Source organism: Buchnera aphidicola (Schlechtendalia chinensis) (assembly GCF_001648115.1).
Classification (GTDB): Bacteria; Pseudomonadota; Gammaproteobacteria; order Enterobacterales; family Enterobacteriaceae; genus Buchnera_B; species Buchnera_B aphidicola_N.
In genome coordinates this window covers 415733-435693 of the sequence record NZ_CP011299.1, presented here as the reverse complement: position 1 = coordinate 435693, position 19961 = coordinate 415733, and the positions used below count along the sequence as shown (strand labels likewise).

Sequence of the window (19961 nt, the reverse complement as noted above, 5' to 3'; positions counted from 1 at the left end):
AAATTTACAAAAAAAAGTTAAGTTCGTTTATAAAGATTATACTATAATTTTTAAAATATCAATTTAATGTGTCAACGTTTTTTACTTATAATACGTTATATATTATGATATTTACGATTCATTATTTATTTTTTTAATAAAGATTTTATTATATTTATATACTCTGCGATAAAAATTTTTGGTGATTTATAATTTATACTCTCATTTTTTACTATGTATTTTCCATTAACAATCATGAAAGGAACATAATTTAAATTTATTTCATTTTGAAGAATATTTTGATTATATATTATAGATTTCATAACAAAACTGTTCCAGAGAAATTGGAATTCTTTCTCAGTTATATGTGTTAATTTTAAAAATTCTTTTTTTAGAGTAACAAAATTTTGAATAGTTTTTTCTTTTTGAACTTTTTCAAATATAGTTAGTATAATTTTTTTTTCTACTCCGAGCATTTTAGAAATTTCCCAAATGTGAGTTAATGAATCACCTAGTTCTCCTCCTAGAAAATTGACATGGTATTTTTCGATTTTTATAGAATTAGAAAAACTTTTTTTAATGTGGTAATCGAGATTGTATTTTTTTTCTAGAATATAGCAATGCGGACATAAAAAAGAAAAAAATTCTATTATTGGAGGAGAATTTTTAATTTCTTTTTTAAGTATGCTGTATTTTTCACATTCCACTGAATGTGCGAAAGTACTTTTAAATCCCAGTATTAATATAATAGAAATCATTAAAAATTTTTTCATATATGTTTCAGTATTTAGAATTGTTTTAAAGTTTTGTAATTTTTAGAATTTAGATTTTATTATAGGAAAGATTAAACACATTTCATAAATTAATATTATATTAAAGTTTACTTTATTATATTAAATATAAAAAATGCGTATAATAATGTTAAAATTTTGCATATTTTTTATGGCTTTTATTACTTTTTTAATTTTTAAATTAAGTGAATTTTATGAATAAAAAAAATATGATACTTGATCACACTCCAATGATAAAGCAATATTTATCAATAAAATCAAATTATTGTGATATATTTTTATTATATAGAATGGGAGATTTTTATGAACTCTTTTATGAAGATGCTATACGCATATCTAAATTATTGAATCTTACTCTTACTAAAAGAGGATACTCTTTAGGTTCAGAAGTTCCTATGGCTGGTATTCCTGTAAGTTCATTAAATTATTATTTAAAAAAAATAATAGATTTGAGAGAATCTGTAGCAATATGTGAACAGAATGGAATTAAAAAATCATCTTCAGGATTGATTGATCGTAAAGTTGTTAAAGTTATTACCCCTGGAACAGCAGTAGAAGACTTTTTATTAGAAGAAGATAAAGATAATTTATTAGGTTCTATTTATTATAAAAATAAAAAGTTTGGATATGCTATATTGAATTTGTGCTCTGGAAGTTTTTGCATTTCCGAGCATTTATCCTGTGAATCGTTTATTTCTGAAATACATAGAACAAATCCCGAAGAATTATTGGTTCCTGAAAATTTTTCGAATAGTACGGTCATTCTAAATCGAAAGGGAATCCGATACAAATCATTACGCGAATTTGATTTTAAGTATGCTTGTAAGCAATTAGAAATTCAATTTGGCTTTGAAAGCATTTTAAATCTTAAAGAAAAAAATCTTGATTTGGCTATTCGAGCTTCAGGATGCTTACTATCTTATGCAAAATCAATACAATGTTTTTATTTACCTCATATAAAATCAATTAGTGTAAGATGTGATAACGATTATATTTATATGAGTGATGTAACGAGAAAACATTTAGAAATTTTTTTAAATGTTTCTGGAAAAAAAGAACATACACTTTTATCTATTCTCGATCATACTTCAACTTCAATGGGAAGTAGGTTGTTAAAACAATGGTTGAGTTCTCCTATTAAGGATACTTCTGTAATAAAGAATAGACATGCTGTTATTAAAGCGTTAAAAACTGTTTTTTTTTTATTAAAACCGCTTTTAAAGAAGATTGGTGATTTAGAACGAATTATTTCGCGTATTTATCTTAAAACTGCTTGTCCAAGAGACTTAATTTTAATGCGTGTAGCTTTAAATCAATTTTCTAAAATTAATTTTATATTAAATAATACAAACTGTTCATGTTTAAAAGATATCAGTTATTCAATTAAAGAGTTTAATTCGATTAAAGAATTATTAGAACGTTCTATAAAAGATTTTCCTTCGAGCACTATTCAGGAAGGGAATGTTATAGAGGATCGTTACAATTCTGAGTTAGATAATTGGAGATCTATAAAAGAAGGAACTTGTAACTATATCAAAAGTTTTGAGATAAAAGAACGTAATGATCTAAATATAAGTTCTTTAAAAATTAGATATAATAAAATCATAGGATATTATATACAAATTAGCAAAAGACATTTTGGGCTAGTTCCTGATCATTATATTCTTAGGCAAACGTTAAAAAATTTTAAAAGGTATTCTACTCAAAAGTTAATAGAATACGAATATAATATTATAAATGCTAGAGAAAAAGTATTAGAAATTGAAAAAAAGTTGTATAACGAAATTTTTGATTTCATTTTTCCTCATTTAGAATCTTTACAAAAGAGTTCGTTTTCACTATCCAAATTAGATGTTTTAAATAATTTGTCTGAACGAGCATGTACATTAAATTATGTATGCCCTATAATCCATAACAAATATGGGATATTGTTATCGAATGGTAGACATCCTGTTGTAGAAACTATTTTAAGAACTCCATTTATTCCCAATTCTGTTCATTTATCAAAGGAACAAAATACTTTGATTATAACTGGACCTAACATGGGTGGAAAAAGTACTTATATGCGACAAATAGCATTAATTGTTATTATGGCATGGATAGGTAGCTTTGTTCCAGCTAGTTATGCGAAAATTGGATATTTTGATAAAATTTTTACTCGAATTGGTTCTGCAGACAACGTAGCAAATGGAAAATCTACTTTTATGACAGAAATGGTAGAAATGTCTTATATATTAAGAAATGCTAATAAATATAGTTTGATTTTAATTGATGAAATAGGGAGAGGAACATCTATTAACGATGGTTTGTCTTTAGCTTGGGCTTGTATGGAATTTTTTGTAAAAAAAATTAAATCAATGACATTATTGTCTACTCATTATTTTGCATTAACTGATTTTAAAAATAATTTTTCAAATGTAAAAAATGTATATTTTGACGCTTTAGAATATAATAAGAAAGTTTCTTTTATGTACTCTTTAAAAGAAGGATCATATCGTAAGAGTTACGGATTAGCTGTTGCTGAATTAGCAGATTTTCCATCTTCTGTTATTGAAATGGCTAAAAAAAAATTTCAAGAGTTATCTAGCAGCGAGTAGTTATCCTTTTTGTAATATATCAATAATATTTAAATAATAATGTTTTAAAATATAAATTAGTTTGAAATATTAAAAGTTGTTCTAATTTTTTAAAAATTTTGAGGAGTTTTAATTTTTTAGATGAAATAATAATTACAATTTTAATAGCAATCACGACTCTCTAAATTATATTAAAATTTAAATTAATTTTAAAATTTTTAAAAATTTGTTATTTTAATGATTTTGTTAGATTTTTTTGACATTTTTTAAGATAGACGATGTCTACATATGTTATTTATTTTTTTCCAATGAAAGTATAAATTTATGTATATCTTTACTTTAGATAGTTCAATATTTTTCAATAAAAAATTAATTTTATGTTTTAAAAATCTAATTTTTCATATGCGTGTTAAAAGATGAAATGGTAAAATTGTATTTTTTGTAGTTACAAAAATTTTTTTATTAATATTAACTTTTGAAATTATTGTTTATAAAATTTATATAAAAATGTAAAGTTTACAATGATTATATATTTATATATAAATTTTATTATACCTTGAATAACATTAATAATATACGATTACAAATATTGAATTGCTAATTGAATATTTTTCAGAGTAAAAAATATGGTAATTGCAAAGATAAGTTTAATAGTTTTGTTTTTTTGGTTGCAAGTAAACTTTTTTATAGGAAAAAATGGATTATACGAGTATGTTCAATTATATAATAAAAATTTAAAAAAAGAAGAGAATATTTTAAACGTTCTAAACAGAAATAAAGAACTTTTATTAGAGATACAAGATTGGAATACTAGTGATGAACTAAAAGAAGAATTTGCAAGAAGTAAATTAGGAATGATAAAGAAAGGTGAAACTTTTTATCGAATTGTCTAAAATAGTAGTACTAATAATTTAAGAGAACGATACGTTTATAGAAATTTAAAAATAATTTTATGAATACTATTAATTTACTGCATTCTAGAATTTTTGCTGTTATTCCCGCAGCTGGAATTGGTAGTAGAATGTTATTAAATATACCTAAACAGTATTTAAAAATACAAGGGCATACTATTCTTGAACATAGCGTGAATTTTTTTTTGTCGCATTCTAATATATCTAAAATAATTGTTGTCTTAAATAAAAAAGATGTTTTTTTTAATACATTACCTATTTCGTCTCATCCACGCGTATTTTCTGTTTTTGGTGGGCGATTACGAATTCATTCTGTCTTATCTGGATTATTAGCAATTTCTAATGCGGATTGGGTAATTGTTCATGATGCTGTAAGGCCATGTTTAAATATTAATGATTTAAATAAAATTTTATCGTTAGTTAATACTAGTGCAATAGGTGGAATATTAGCGACTCCAGTATCTAATACTCTTAAATATAGTACAAATAACTCTGAAATTTTTAGCACTATTAATCGTAATCGATTGTGGAATGCGCTTACTCCACAGTGTTTTCCGTTAAAATTGTTAACGTTTTGCCTTAAAAAAGTAATAGATTCAGGAATTAATATAACTGATGAGTCATCAGCTATGGAATATTGTGGATATTTTCCTAAATTAGTGCAAGGATGCAGTAGTAATATTAAAGTAACTTATCCAGAAGATATTTCTTTTGTCAATTGTTATTTAAAAAGTAAATTTCATGAGAGAAGTAGCATATGAGAATTGGTCATGGATTTGATGTGCATGCATTTGGTGGTTACAAACCTTTAATTATTGGAGGGGTAATTATTCCTTATACGTATGGTTTAATTGCGCACTCTGATGGTGATGTTGTTGTACACACTGTTATAGATGCGTTAATAGGTGCTTCTGCATTAGGGGATATTGGCTCAATTTTCCCGAATACTAAAAAAGAATACAAAAATGTTGATAGTCGTATATTACTGCGGACAATATGGAAAATGATTTCAAAAAAAGGATATGTTGTTTCCAATATTGATATTACAGTAATTGCTCAAGCTCCAAAAATGTCAATTTATCGAAATATAATGAGAAAAAACGTTGCTATGGATATTTTATGTTCCATAGAAAATGTAAGTGTTAAATATACTACTACTGAAAAATTAGGATTTATTGGAAGAAAAGAAGGAGTAGCATGCGAATCCGTCGTAATGTTAAAAAAGAGATTTGATTAAACAGTGTTAAATATGCATAATAATAATTATTAAAACAATGTCTTTAAATATATTACACTTTTTTGTTTTATAAAAATCACGGTTTTTGTACATAAGACATAGCACATAAAATTTTTTTGAATTTTAAATTCTTAATGTATTACCAATAACCTTTGTAAAGAAATTATTAGATTTTTTTGAAGTCAAGTAATAATATGTATATTTTCTTACGTTTATAGTAAATTTTAAATAAAAATTAAAATTTGACCTTAAACAGTTTTTAACAACTTTTTTTTATTATATTAAAGTAATAGTATTTTCAAAAGTTTTTGGAATCAATTAAATTTTAAAATTAGTAAATTGTAATAATATCTTTATTTTTAATTTTCAAAATATATTTTTGGAAATATTAAGATTTAATAATATTAATAGTTTTTTGTGCGTAACAAATAGCAAATTGTTATTTTAAATTAAGTTTGCTATTTGTTACGATTGATAATTTGACGTTACATATTGATTTTAGGTGATTTAGTTACGTTTTTTGCAAAATTTTGAATTATTATTTAGTTGTTCTTCTATTCGTATCAATTGATTATATTTTGACGTGCGTTCAGATCTACTCATAGATCCAGTTTTAATTTGAGTAGATGCAGTTCCTACAGATAAGTCAGATATAAATGTGTCTTCTGTTTCTCCGGAACGGTGTGAAATAATTACAGCATAATTGGCTTCTTTCGCAATTTTTATGGTTTCCAATGTTTCGCTTAATGTTCCTATTTGATTTAACTTAATTAAAATAGCATTTGCTATTTTTCGATTTATTCCTTTTTTTAATAAGATCGGATTAGTAGCAAATAGATCGTCTCCAACAATTTGAATTTCTTTTCCTAATACTTTTGTTTGGTAAGAAAATCCATCCCAATCTGATTCATCTTGCCCATCTTCTATGGAAGTAATAGAGTATTTTTGAACTAAATTTTCTAGGTAATGTGTAAACTCCTTAGATGTAAAATCTTTTTTTTCTCCTGATAGTACATATTTTTGTGTAGATTTATCATATAGTTCAGAAGCCGCACAATCTAATGCTAAAGTGATATCTTTTCCTAATGTATATCCAGATTTTTCAATAGCATCTTTAATAATTTTTAGTGCTGATTCATTAGATTCTAAATTGGGAGCATATCCACCTTCATCTCCAACGGCTGTACTTAATCCTTTTATTTTTAAGATTTTTCCTAATGTGTGAAATATTTCCGACCCTATTCTAATAGCTTCTTTAATTGTTCTAGCATTTATTGGTTGTATCATAAATTCTTGTATATCTACGTTATTATTTGCGTGTTTTCCTCCGTTTATTATATTTATCATTGGAATAGGTATGGAAAAATTTTGTGAAGTTTTATTTAATTGTGAAATATGTTGATATAAAGGAATTCCTTGATATGCTGCTGATGCTCTAGCTGTTGCCAATGACACAGACAGAATAGTATTAGAACCTAATTTTGATTTATTTTGAGTACCATCTAATTTAATCATTATATTATCAATTTCAGTCTGATTATTAGAATCTTTATCTTTTAATTTTTTTAAAATGGTATTTTCAATTAATTTGACAGATTTGGTTACTCCTTTTCCAAAAAATCGTGAGTTATCGTTGTCGCGTAATTCTAGAGCTTCTTTTGAACCTTTTGAAGATCCAGAAGGTGACGAGGCTAATCCAAAAAAATTTCCAGTTACATGAACTTCGGATTCAACTGTTGGGTGACCTCGAGAATCTATTATTTCTCTAGCAATTATTTTTTCAATTTTAGACATAAACATGCTTCTCTATTATTTAATATATTTTTTAGAAGTTAAATAGCGTACTTTAAGTTTGATAATTTGTGTTACATTCATTTTTGTATTTTAAAGCTGCCTTAATAAAACTGGAGAATAGTGGGTGTCCATCTCTAGGTGTTGATGTAAATTCTGGATGAAATTGGCATGCAAGAAACCATATGTGGTTTGATAATTCAATTATTTCAACTAATGCTTTATTTTCAGATATTCCTGTGACAAATAATCCATGTTTTTCTATTTTTTTTAAAAAATAGTTGTTTACTTCATATCTATGTCTATGTCTTTCTAATATAATATCAGTTCCATATATTTTTTTACACAAACTATTTTTCTTTAAATGACATATTTGACTGCCTAATCTCATAGTACCTTGAAAATTATTTTTTACTTTTTGTCTTTTTGATGTTTTTCCTTGCTCCTGAATTAATGAAATTACGGGGTATTTGCATTTTGGACAAAATTCTGTAGAATTAGCTTCTCTTAATCCAACAACATTTCTAGCAAACTCTATTAATGCAATTTGCATACCTAAACAAATTCCAAAAAATGGAATGTTTTTTTCTCTAGCGTATTGTACAGATATTATTTTCCCGTTAATACCATTTTTTCCAAATCCACCGGGAATTAAAATTCCATGAAGGAGTTCGAAAGCATTTAAGTTTAATATGTTGACATTTCTGGAGTCGATTAACTTTATTTTGATAATTACACGATTTTTCAATCCAGCATGTTTCAATGCTTCTATAACAGATTTATAAGAATCTGGTAATTCGACGTATTTTCCAACAATTCCAATTGTTACTTCTGTTTTAGAGTTGCGTTCGTTGTATACAACTTGGTCCCATTCTGATAAATTAGCTTTGGGAGCAAAAATTTTAAAATGTTTACAAATTATATTATCTACTTTTTGCATACTTAATAGCTTAGGAATAGTATAAATAGATTTAACGTCTTTTAAAGAAATGACTGATTTTTCTGATACGTTACAAAATAAAGCAATCTTTTTACGTTCAGAAATAGATATTGTTTTTTTTGATCGACAGATCAATATATCTGGTTGTATACCAATTGATAATAGTTCTTTTACTGAATGTTGTGTTGGTTTAGTTTTTATTTCTCCTGTTACGGATATATATGGTACTAAAGTTAAGTGAATATATATAGTGTTTCTTTTTCCTAAATCGACGGCCATTTGACGAATTGCTTCTAGAAAAGGAAGAGATTCTATATCTCCGACAGTTCCTCCAATTTCAACGAAAATAATATCTTTATTTCTACCGCATGATAAAATTCTATTTTTAATAGCATTAGTAATATGTGGAATAACTTGAATAGTAGATCCAAGATAATCTCCATTTCTTTCTTTTTTAAGTACTTCGGCATAAATACTACCTGTAGTAAAATTATTTTTTCGAGTCATTTTATTTCTAATAAATCTTTCATAGTGTCCTAAATCTAAATCAGTTTCTGCTCCATCTTCGGTAACAAAGACTTCACCATGTTGTATAGGGCTCATAGTTCCTGGGTCTATGTTGATATATGGATCTAACTTTATAATAGTTACGTTGAGTTTTCGTGCTTCAAGAATTGCAGCTAAAGAAGCTGTTGTGATACCTTTTCCAAGAGATGATACTACACCTCCAGTTATAAAAACATAATGTGTTGTCATGTCCAACCAAAATTAAAATATTGTATTAAATGAGATTATTAAAAATAAAACAATAATATAATTTTAACGTTATATTAAATTGTTTTTTGAGTGGATTGTGCATAGTATTGTAATTAAAATATATTTATTGAGTATTACAATATGATGGCATTTATTGTTTTTAAATTTTTATATTTATGTGATATTTTTAAAATAGATTTTAGAATTTCAATATGAGTTAATAGTAATATTTGAAATTTTTTTTGTAATAAAATTGTTTATATTAATGAAAAATTGTTTAAAATATGGTTAATAAAAATTTTAACATGTTAATTTAGTTTTTTGATAAGATGCAAATTTTTAGAGATTTATTTATTAAGATTTTTAAAATTTTTTTTTAATTTCACTATTCTGTTGAACGTTAATTTTTGTTTAGAATCACAGTTTTTTTCAACGCAAAAATATCCTTCTCTTTCAAATTGGTATGTTTTTTCAGAAATGTTATTAAGAATACTAGATTCAATAAAGCCATGTTTAATAATTAATGAATTTTTATTTATATATTTTAAAAAATCTTCTTTAGATTCAGGATCTTTTAATATAAATAATTTTTCGTATAAGTTAAATTTAGCTGGTATCGCATTTTTTTTTGCAATCCAATGAATAACTCCTGAAACTTTTTTATTTATAGGATTTTTTCCTAACGTATTTTTATCATATGTACAAATAATTTCAGTAATATTATCATTATTATCTTTGATAATCTTTTTTGCGATAATAGTATATGCATGTCGTAATCTAATTTCGTTTCCAATTTTTAATTTTTTTTTAAATTGAGTTCTATTTTCACAAAAATCATAGCGATCAATATATATCGTATTACTAAAGATAGTTGTATGTGTTCCCATTGAGCTAATATTAGGATGATTAGGTACAGTTAAAATTTCACTATAGTTGTCTTCTAAATTAGAAATGTATACTTTTATAGGATTTATTATTGCCATATAGCGTGAAGTGTTTAAGTTTAAATCATTTCTAATACAAGATTCTAATAATGATAACTCTATTATATGATTTTGTTTTGTAACTCCTATTTTTTCACAAAATGTTCTTATGGAAGATGAAGTATACCCTCTTTTTTTTAGTCCAGATATTGTTGGTATTCTAGGATCATCCCATCCGGATACAATTTTATTAGTTACTAAATGCTTAAGTTTTCTTTTAGATAATACGCAATATTCTAATTTTAATTTAGAAAATTCGTATTGATGTGCGCGATGAGAAATACTAATATTTTTTAAAATCCATTCATACAATTTACGGTTGTCTTGAAATTCTAGTGTGCATATAGAATGTGTTATTTTTTCTAAAGAATCAGAAATACAATGTGCAAAGTCGTATGTAGGATATATACACCATTTATTTTTAGTTTGATGATGTTCTGAGAATAAAATTCTATATAATACGGGATCTCTTAGCACAATGAATGGTGACTTCATATCGATTTTGGCTCTTAAACATGCATCTCCTTCTGAAAAATGCCCATGTTTCATTTTTTTAAATAATAGTAAGTTTTCTTTTACGGTTTGCTTTCGATATGGACTGTTAATTCCAGGAGATGTTAATGTTCCTCTATATATTCGAATTTCTTCCTTAGTTAATTGGTCGACATAAGCTAATCCTTTTTTTATAAGCTCTTTTGCATATTTGTAGATAATTTCAAAATAAGAAGAAGTATAAAAAATATTGTTTTCTAAATTGCATTGTAACCATTTTACGTCTTTTATAATATTTTTAATATAATGTGCATTTTCTTTTTTTGGATTAGTATCATCAAATCGGAGATTAAATGTTCCATTAAATTGTTTAGCTAAAAAAAAATTTAAAAATATAGATTTTGCATGACCTATATGTAAGTATCCGTTGGGTTCGGGAGGAAATCTCGTTCTTACAGTTTTTACTCTTTTATTTTTTATATCTTTTAAAATTATTTTTTTTATAAAGTTTTGATTTTTTTGATTTTCGTTATTCATTATATTTCCTATAAACATAATCTTAAACAATAAACAAGACTAGAATAGAAAAATGTAGTACTATTTCTTGATGTTATTTTAATGTAATAAATATTGTTTTTTAAAAAATTGAATTTTAAAAATTCAATTTGTTTAAGATCATTGTTGACATTATTATTATAACACAGCATAATTTAAAGTATAAAAAATTTTTATATTTTTGGCTACGTAGCTCAGTTGGATAGAGCACAGCACTCATAACGCTGAGGTCACAGGTTCAATTCCTGTCGTAGCTATTTTTACTTGTAAAATAATTTTTTAATGCGGAAGTGGCGAAATTGGTAGACGCACCAGATTTAGGTTCTGGCACTGTAAAGTTTGCGAGTTCGAGTCTCGCTTTCCGCATTAACAAAAATTTAAAAATGTTATGTTTTGGGGTATAGCCAAGTGGTAAGGCACCGGTTTTTGATACCGGCATCCCTGGTTCAAATCCAGGTACCCCAGATTGAACATATAAAGAATTTTAAAAGTAGTTTAAGTTTCATTATAAAAATTAAAATTATATTTCTTATCTATTTAGATATTTTATTTTGATTAAAAAAATATATAGTTATTAGAATTCAAAGTAAATCAAATTTTTCTAAATAATTAAGTTTAGAATAGGTATTATTCTATGAATTCCAATGAATTAAAGAAATCTGTCGCAATGGCTGTATTGGACTATATTCATCCTGGAGAGATTATTGGAATTGGAACAGGATCGACCGTATATTATTTTATTAAAGCATTAAGTACGGTTAAAAATTTAATTCGTGGAGCTATATCGAGTTCTAATTCTTCAACTTTTTTTTTAAAGAAGTATGGAATTCCTGTTTATAATTTAAATGATATGAAATCATTAACATTATACATTGATAGCGCAGATGAAATTAACTTTAAATTACAAATGATCAAAGGAGGAGGTGCAGCATTAACAAACGAAAAGATTATAGCTTCTGTAGCTAAAGAGTTTATTTGTATTGCAGACGAATCAAAGTTGGTACAAGTATTGGGAGAATTTCCGTTACCGGTTGAAATTATACCCATGGCTACTTCTTGTGTACTTAATAAATTAAAGATGTTAGGAGGAAAACCTAAAGTTAGGAAAAATGTTATAACAGATAATGGAAATATTATTATTGACATTTACAACTTTAAAATATCAGATCCAATTGCAATGGAAAAAAAGATAAATTCTTTTCCTGGAGTAGTAAGTGTAGGATTATTTGCAATTCGTAAAGCAGATGTTGCATTGATTAGTACAGCATCTGGTATAAAAAAAATTACTAGAAATTAGTTCAATTGAAATAATTGTAAAAATATTTTAATAATGTTTATCCTATATTGTTAATTGTATAGCGTTTTTGGGGAAAATAGTTTTTTAAACAGAGAATTAATTATTTGTATTAGGTAGTATAAAAAATGTCTGTTCAATGCATAGATATAAAAATTTTTGGTCAATTTTTAAAAGTTAATTGTCCTAATGAGTTAAGAAATGATTTAAAAGTTGCAGCTAACTATTTAAATAAGAGATTACAGGATTTAAAAGTTAAAACTGGTGTTTCTAACATAGAACAATTGGTTTTAGTAACGGCATTAAACATTTCTTATGAATTAGAAAAAGAAAAAATAAAAATTAAAAATATTATTGTAAGGTCAAATAACATGATTTCTAAATTAAAAAAGCACAAAATTATTTGAATTTAAATATAGTTAATTTTTATATGTTGATAAGATATTACAACATATTTTTTTAATTTTATGGAATTACAATATATGATTAATAAGAGTCGCTATTTTCAAAGACAATATTTTAGGAATATGAGAAAAAAATTAAATATAGAAGATCGAAAAGAATTTTCTGATAGAGCATCTGATATAGCTTTTAATTGCAATGAATTGTTATCCTCTAAAAATGTTGCAATATTTATGTCTTTTGATGGAGAAATTGATACTAGTCCATTAATTTTAAAGTTGTGGCGTAAAAATTATAACGTTTTTTTACCAATTATTCATTCTTACTTGGAAAAAATATTGATGTTTGTACCATATTTTCCTGATACGATTGTAAAGTTTAACAAATTCAATATTATCGAACCAGAAATTGATAAAAAAAAAGATGTTTTGTTTTCTAAAAAAGATATGGATGTTATTATTGTTCCTTTAGTTGCCTTTAATAAAAATGGTTATCGCTTAGGGATGGGTGGTGGATTTTACGATAGAATTTTAAAAAATTGGAAAAAAGAAGAATTTGTTCCAATTGGATTAGCATATAGTTTTCAATTGTCAAATGAAATTATTCCTTCCTATTGGGAAGTTCCATTATTAAAAATTGTTACTCCTGATAAGTTATGGAGTTGGAATATTAATAGAGCATAAACTGTTTTAAAAAATTTTTTATGTTTATTGAAATGGTACAATTTTTATAATATACGATATTGATTTACTTATGTTCTTTAGTTTCTAGTACTGTTAGCTATTTTTTTAGATTTTTTTAGTTTAAACAGTAGAATTCAGAATTTTTAGTAATTTTAATTGTATGCAGTAATGAGAGTATTTTTTTAAAAAAATCTTTCATTACATTTAACAAATTTATTGGAATATTTTTAAAGATAATTTTTATTGAAAATTTTAGAATATTATTCTATCTTTTAAAGCAGTAGGAGTTTATGTAAGAGTTATGATTTCCTTGAATTTTAAAAATTAATTTATCTCTTTTGCATTCCCAATCACTAATTGGATATTTTTTATTCCATTCTTCAAATAATTTTTTTTGATCTTCTGAAATATTTAACTTGTACGTATTATTCATATATAGATAAGTTCTAGCAATAGCACCCTTAGAAATATTTGGAGGTTCGGCAATTTTTTTTTGAAAATCAATTTTCATAGAACACTGTCCATATTGATGTTTATTAGAATTATTTAATTCTCCATACATAAAATTACTGCGATCTGCATTAACTTCTCCAATTACAGGTTGTAAATTATGAAGATCTGTTTCTATTTTTTCATAATTTTCATCGTGATTACAATTCTTTCTTCCACCGTTTTTCCAGCATTTTTTTAAATGTCCAAATTGCCAAGCTGGCACTACATGTTCCCATTCTATTCTATTTGCTCTATTTTTATTTTTTCGAATTTTGTAACCGCATGATTTTAATTGAGGTATTCCTTTCTTCTTAGTCCATAGTATTTTACATCCACAATAAAAAGAACTTGGTGCATTTATATGAATTTTTTGTGCTAAAATTTTAATTTGACGAAAGTTTTTATAATGATGTTTTTGAATTTTGTTACTAGTTACAGAAATTGATATTAGTAAGAAGATTAATATGAAAAGAGCTTTAGTAAACATTTTAATTTGACAGAAATAAAATTAAAATTTTAGCAAAATATGTTTAATTTTACAATATTATTAAAAATATAAATAAAATAATTGTATATTTTATTTTCGGAAAATATGTTTTATATTTTTTATATATAATGTTTTGTAAATTTATTCGTTCTACTAAATGATGTTTTTATATTTGTGTTTTTCATTGTATTCTATTTCAAGTTGCATAATATGAGAACGATTTACTTCATTTATAAAATCATTTTCTTTTATTTTTTTAAATATTTCATTTTTTAATTTTTTTTTATTTTTAACTGCTAACTTCATACCTACATTTTTTATACTATCATTTATATATTTGTTTAAAATTCTTTCAGAATAAGTGTGATCTGTATGATCAAAACATATAAACATTTTTTGACAAATTTCTTTGTAATAATGTTTTTTTGATAAAATGTCTAAAATTTCTGCTATTTGAAATAAGTTTTCTATTAATTGTTTTCCAATTGATTCTAGCATTTTTCTTTGATTGTAAGTATTAATATATATTTTTTGTTGTGGTTTTCTACCTTTTAGATGAATAATTTCCCAGTTTTTTAAACAGTATTGAAAATCTTGATCAGTCATTTTAGGAGAATTAGCAATGGTGCACCAAATTAAGAATAAATCTAAAAATAATATTTGACTTTTTGTAATTCCGATGCATGAGAAAGGATTGATGTCTAAAGATCGTATTTCCACATATTGAATCCCTTTAGTTTTTAACGAATCTAACATATTTTCATTAGAAGATAACGCTCTTTTAGGACGAATAAAGGTATATAATTCATTTTCTGTTTGAAGAATATTAGTATTTATTTGTTTTAGATTACCATAAATATCTTTAAGTCCTAATTTTTCAAATTTTTTTGAGGGTGTGTTTATACCATATTTCAAAGATAATACGTAATCATTTAAAGAATTAAATGTTAATTTTAAATTTTTAATTGATTCATTTGTATGGCCGAGTTTACTTGATCTTAGAGAAGTTGACCATGGTAAATATAACATCCCATTTTTATTGCAAAATTTTAAATTGTTCTTTTTATTTTTGATAAAAAAAGGTTCAATAGCTGGAGATGCGCCAAATAAATATGAAATGATCCATCCGAAACGATAAAAGTTTCTAATTAAGCATAAATATCCATTAGAAATGGAATTTTTTTTAATATTTTTATTATTAATCCATTCGTTCCAAAATTCTTGAGGTAATGAAAAATTATAGTGTACTCCAGAAATGATGTTCATATATACACCATATCTATGTTTTAGTCCTTTTCTGTATAGTGTTTTCATTTTTCCAATATTAGATGTACCATAGTTTGCTAAAATTATAGAGTCTTCAGAATTTGAAAATGGAGGAAAACTAAATGGCCATAAATATTCTTTTTGTATTCTTTTCGTAACAAATATGTGAATATCCTTCAGAATTTTTAGCGTGGAGTTTAAATTATTTTTGGGAGGAGTAATAAATTCTAATAGTGATTCAGAAAAATCGGTAGTAATCCATTTGTTAGTTAACGCTGATCCTATAGAATAAGGATGACTGTTTTTAGAAATTTCTCCTTTTAAGTTTACACGCAAAGTTTCTCTTTCAATTCCTCTTAATATATTTTTTACGATATTTGGATTAGATTTTAACCAATGAATTTTTTGAAATATCTTCGGAATCAAATTAACCTCTTTTATAAATGTTAGTAATGTTAAGTATGTATGATCGTAATATTGATATTAGAATGCTATAAATTTTTTTAAACTTAGAATATATATACTGAATGGTTTTAGATGGGTATATAATTTTTATTTTTGTATATGCATCCGGAAGGATTTGAACCTCCGACCTCTCGGTTCGTAGCCGAGTACTCTATCCAACTGAGCTACGGATGCTGATTACAGTTTTAATTGGTGAGAGAGGGATTTGAACCCTCGATGCGAGAACATCGCATACTCCCTTAGCAGGGGAGTGCCTTCAACCACTCGGCCATCTCACCTGAAGTATATATTACTTATTTTAACATTTTTTTTTTAAAAAAGTTCATAATTTATACTTTGATTTAAGTCAGATTATCATATTGATTTTACATTGTATAGTAATTTTATATAAATACTAAGAACTATTTAAACTGTAAAAATAGTTCTTAGTATTTATATAAAATTATGAAATAAAGTGGTAAAAGCCAATATTTACAGCATCTCGCTGAAAAGAAATAGCAAGATGCTGACATGTTTAGCAGCTAGGTTTTTGGTTTTTTTCAGCTTGAATTCTTTGATATATTTCTTCACGATGTACTGAAATTTTTTTAGGAGCATTTACGCCAATACGTACCTGATTTCCTTTTACACCTAATACTGTTACAGATATCTCATCACCAATTATCAGTGTTTCGCCTACTCGACGAGTTAAAATAAGCATGTATTTTCCTTAAAACTTTAAAAAGAGTTTAGATTTATCTAAAAATCATTGGTAGCATTCCTAATTCTAGGCTAAACATAAATTTTAATACTTTGTATTTTTGTAAGTTTATTTTCTTAATATTTATATGTATTTAAATATCATTAATTAGAGATACTTTTCATAAATTAGAACTTATCCAATTTTTTATATTAGTAATTTCTTCCCTTAATGCGATTAAATTTTTTACGCTACCTTCAGCAATAACATCTTTTCCTCCTCCCTTTCCATTTAATTTTTTCAAAAATATATTTAGTAATTTGGAAGCAGAAATTTTTTTTGATACGTTAGAAGTAATTCCTATGATAAATATTGCATGGTCCTCAAAAATATTTACTAATATAATAATAGCTGATTTTAACTTGTTTTTAAGTTGATCTATTATATTTCTTAGAGTTTTAGAATCTTTATTACTAAACGTTTGCATAATAACGTTGACATTCTTAACAATAACGCAATTATTTGCAAGTTTATTGACTAATTTGCGGTTTTCTTTTGTGTATAAATTTTTTAATTTTTGTTCTAATTCTTTATTTTTTGAAATGATTTTTTGAATATTATCTTTAACATTTTTGCTTTTTGTTTTGAGAATTGTAGCAATATCTTCTAGTTCATTTTCTTTTTTATGAATAATAGATATAGCTATTTTTCCAGTTACTGCTTCGATTCTTCTAATTCCAGATGATACGCTTTTTTCAGAAATAATTTTGAATAAACCAATGTCTCCAGTTCTTTTGACATGAGTACCACAACATAGTTCAATAGAAAAATTGTCGATAGATAATACACGCACTTTTTCACCATATTTTTCTTGAAATATAGCTATGATGTTTTTGTTTTTCGCCTCTTTAAATTCCATAATTTCTGTTTTTACTAAAATATTTTGGTTTATCTTTTCATTAACTACGCTTTCAATTTTTTGTATATTTTGTAAATTGATAGAAGAATGGTGAGAAAAATCAAATCGTAAAAATTGATTTGTGATATAGGATCCTTTTTGAAAAATATGATTTCCTAATATGTTTCTTAATGATGAATTTAATAAATGAGTAGCAGAATGGTTAGATTGAATCATTGATCTTCGTCCAGAATCAATCGTTGCGTGAACTATATCGTTAATACTAAGATTTCCTGATATCAATTTTCCTATATGTCCAATAACGTCTCCAAACTTTTGGGTATCATAAACAGCAAATATTCCATTAGTATTATAAATTTCCCCAATATCTCCTATTTGACCTCCAAGTTCTGGGTAAAATGGAGTATTATCTAAAATTAGCATTCCTTTTTTATGTTTATCTTTTGGAACAGTTTGCAAATATGTGTTGTCAAAAATGATATTGGTAATAGAGGATTTTGATGTTTTAATATTATATCCTATAAAGTTAGATGATATACTATTTTTCCTTGGAATTGTAATTCCCGTATCATTTATAAAAAATTGTGCTTTTTTTGCTTTTTTTTTCTGGTTTTTTAAATTTTTTTTAAATTCTAACATATCTACAGAAATTTTTTTTTCGTGACATATTTCTGTAGTTAAATCTATTGGAAAACCGAACGTATCGTATAGTTTAAACGCTATTTCTCCTTTAAGAACGTTGTTCTTAAGTTTTGATATTTCTATCTCTAATAGTTTTAAACCTTTTTCAAGAGTATTAATAAATTTACTTTCTTCTAATTGTAATATACTTTCAATTTGTTTTTGTTTTTTTTCTAATATAGGTTTATATATTCCCATTGAGTTTATTAGAGTAGGAACAAGTTTATGTAAAAATAAGCTTTTTATTCCAAGTTTGTGTCCATGTTGTATTGCTCTTCTAATAATTCTTCTAAGAACATATCCATGTTTTTCATTGGATGGAACAATATTTTCAGATATGATGAAGGAACTGGATCGGATATGATCTGCAATAATGTTGATGTGTATGTTATTTAAATTATTTGTTTGACTCATTTTCACGATTAAATTAATTGTTGGTTGAAACAAATCGATTTCATAATTAGATGTTACATTTTGCATAATTGCTGCAACGCGTTCTAATCCCATTCCTGTATCAATTGCATGTCTAGATAATTTTACAATATTTCCATTATTTAATTTATTGAATTGCATAAACACAATGTTCCAAATTTCAATAAATCGTATTCCGTTGTTTGAATTATTTCCAGGAGGTTTTCCAAAAAGATTATTTCCTTTATCATAAAATATTTCTGTAGAAGGACCACATGGACCTGTATCACTCATTTGCCAAAAGTTTTCTGAAGTGTATTTTTGTTTGTTTTTGTTTCCTATTTTAATAATTTTTTCTTTCTCAATTTTAATAATGTTTTTCCATATATTATACGATTCTAAATCATGCTCATAAATAGTGACCCATAAATTTTTTTTAGGTAAATTTAACCATATCTTAGATGTGAGAAACTCCCATGCGTATATAATCGCTTCTTTTTTAAAATAATCTCCAAAACTAAAATTTCCTAACATTTCGAATAATGTATGATGTTTAGATGTATATCCTACATTTTTGAAATCATTATGTTTTCCTCCTGTTCGTAAGCAATTTTGAGTTGTTGTTACTCGGGTATATTGAGGATTAACTGTTTTTTCTAAAAATAATTTTTTAAATTGATTCATTCCAGAATTGGTAAATAGTAACGAAGAATCGTTTTCTGGAATTAATGAGCTTCCTGGAAGGATAATGTGTTTTTTTTCTTTAAAAAAACACAAAAACATTTCTCTAATTTCATCAGTTGTTTTTTTCATGTTTTTTGATATAGACTTTTTTTCAAAAGTGATTGTAGTTTACACTTAATACAAAAATTTTTGATATCATGGTATTTGAAAACTTTTATAAACATTTTATACAAATACTCTTTAATTAAAATGTATTCTTATGCATCAATATTTTATAGATTAAAACTCTTTTTAAAAAGTTTCTGTTCATGTGTAAAATATTAAAAATATTTTTTTAAAATATTTTAAAATGTTGTAGTATTATATACTAATCAATTTATAGTCATAACATTGCTTTTTTGAATATTACGAATTATTTTTCAATTTCATTATATTAAATCAATTTTCAGTTTTACATTTTAATTTTTTCATTTTTTTGGAATGTTTT

15 protein-coding genes and 5 tRNA genes are annotated in these 19961 nt (G+C 25.1%); 10 read left to right on the top strand and 10 right to left on the bottom strand.

The genetic code is table 11. From position 1 onward, the window contains the following. Positions 1–125 precede the first annotated feature (125 nt). Complete coding sequence (locus XW81_RS01950) at positions 126–752, bottom strand: DsbA family protein (RefSeq protein ID WP_075474270.1); 627 nt, start codon at positions 750–752, stop codon at positions 126–128. 203 nt (positions 753–955) lie between these two features. On the opposite strand from XW81_RS01950, the gene mutS reads away from it, so the two are divergent. The 4 genes from mutS (at position 956) to ispF (ending at position 5494) form a co-directional block, all read left to right on the top strand. After that, positions 956–3367 carry a DNA mismatch repair protein MutS gene (gene mutS / locus XW81_RS01945; RefSeq protein ID WP_195182279.1) on the top strand — a complete coding sequence of 804 codons (2412 nt, stop codon included), beginning with the start codon at positions 956–958 and terminating at the stop codon, positions 3365–3367. Positions 3368–3972: 605 nt separating this feature from the next. After that, positions 3973–4239: a septum formation initiator family protein gene (locus XW81_RS01940; RefSeq protein WP_075474268.1), complete on the top strand. Its 267-nt coding sequence runs from the start codon at positions 3973–3975 to the stop codon at positions 4237–4239. Positions 4240–4298: 59 nt separating this feature from the next. After that, positions 4299–5018, top strand: a complete 720-nt coding sequence (ispD, locus tag XW81_RS01935) for a 2-C-methyl-D-erythritol 4-phosphate cytidylyltransferase (protein ID WP_075474267.1) — start codon at positions 4299–4301, stop codon at positions 5016–5018. Further along, a complete protein-coding gene (ispF, locus tag XW81_RS01930) occupies positions 5015–5494 on the top strand; it encodes a 2-C-methyl-D-erythritol 2,4-cyclodiphosphate synthase (protein WP_075474266.1) in 480 nt (159 codons plus the stop codon). Before ispD ends, ispF begins: the two co-directional genes overlap by 4 nt. 507 nt (positions 5495–6001) lie before the next feature. Here ispF and eno read toward each other — a convergent pair. From eno to glnS, 3 genes are all read right to left on the bottom strand, one after another. Further along, positions 6002–7288, bottom strand: a complete 1287-nt coding sequence (gene eno, locus XW81_RS01925; protein ID WP_075474435.1) for a phosphopyruvate hydratase — start codon at positions 7286–7288, stop codon at positions 6002–6004. Between the two features lie 52 nt (positions 7289–7340). Further along, the gene (locus XW81_RS01920; RefSeq protein WP_075474265.1) at positions 7341–8981 is read right to left on the bottom strand and encodes a CTP synthase; all 1641 of its coding nucleotides are present in this window, start codon (positions 8979–8981) and stop codon (positions 7341–7343) included. Positions 8982–9328: 347 nt separating this feature from the next. Then, complete coding sequence (gene glnS / locus XW81_RS01915; RefSeq protein WP_075474264.1) at positions 9329–10993, bottom strand: glutamine--tRNA ligase; 1665 nt, start codon at positions 10991–10993, stop codon at positions 9329–9331. 201 nt (positions 10994–11194) lie between these two features. On the opposite strand from glnS, the gene XW81_RS01910 reads away from it, so the two are divergent. The 6 genes from XW81_RS01910 (at position 11195) to XW81_RS01885 (ending at position 13390) form a co-directional block, all read left to right on the top strand. Continuing rightward, positions 11195–11268, top strand: a tRNA-Met gene (locus XW81_RS01910). A gap of 27 nt (positions 11269–11295) precedes the next feature. Next, positions 11296–11377, top strand: a tRNA-Leu gene (locus tag XW81_RS01905). Positions 11378–11405: 28 nt separating this feature from the next. After that, positions 11406–11476: transfer RNA gene (locus XW81_RS01900), tRNA-Gln, on the top strand. A gap of 169 nt (positions 11477–11645) precedes the next feature. After that, positions 11646–12308, top strand: coding sequence for a ribose-5-phosphate isomerase RpiA (rpiA, locus tag XW81_RS01895; RefSeq protein WP_075474263.1), 663 nt, complete (start codon positions 11646–11648; stop codon positions 12306–12308). Between the two features lie 125 nt (positions 12309–12433). After that, the gene (zapA, locus tag XW81_RS01890) at positions 12434–12712 is read left to right on the top strand and encodes a cell division protein ZapA (RefSeq protein WP_075474262.1); all 279 of its coding nucleotides are present in this window, start codon (positions 12434–12436) and stop codon (positions 12710–12712) included. A gap of 60 nt (positions 12713–12772) precedes the next feature. Next, positions 12773–13390, top strand: coding sequence for a 5-formyltetrahydrofolate cyclo-ligase (locus XW81_RS01885; protein ID WP_075474261.1), 618 nt, complete (start codon positions 12773–12775; stop codon positions 13388–13390). Positions 13391–13655: 265 nt separating this feature from the next. Here the strand turns inward: XW81_RS01885 and XW81_RS01880 are convergent, their stop codons facing one another. From XW81_RS01880 to alaS, 6 genes are all read right to left on the bottom strand, one after another. Further along, positions 13656–14369: an endonuclease gene (locus XW81_RS01880; protein ID WP_075474260.1), complete on the bottom strand. Its 714-nt coding sequence runs from the start codon at positions 14367–14369 to the stop codon at positions 13656–13658. Positions 14370–14522: 153 nt separating this feature from the next. Beyond that, positions 14523–16061 (bottom strand): glutamate--cysteine ligase, encoded by a 1539-nt coding sequence (gene gshA / locus XW81_RS01875; RefSeq protein WP_075474259.1) that lies wholly within the window; start codon positions 16059–16061, stop codon positions 14523–14525. A gap of 139 nt (positions 16062–16200) precedes the next feature. Further along, positions 16201–16274 (bottom strand) — tRNA-Arg (locus tag XW81_RS01870). A 16-nt stretch (positions 16275–16290) separates the two neighbouring features. After that, a tRNA-Ser gene (locus XW81_RS01865) sits at positions 16291–16378 on the bottom strand. Between the two features lie 236 nt (positions 16379–16614). After that, a complete protein-coding gene (csrA, locus tag XW81_RS01860) occupies positions 16615–16800 on the bottom strand; it encodes a carbon storage regulator CsrA (RefSeq protein WP_075474258.1) in 186 nt (61 codons plus the stop codon). A 160-nt stretch (positions 16801–16960) separates the two neighbouring features. Beyond that, a complete protein-coding gene (gene alaS / locus XW81_RS01855) occupies positions 16961–19603 on the bottom strand; it encodes an alanine--tRNA ligase (protein WP_075474257.1) in 2643 nt (880 codons plus the stop codon). Between the last annotated feature and the right edge of the window lie 358 nt (positions 19604–19961).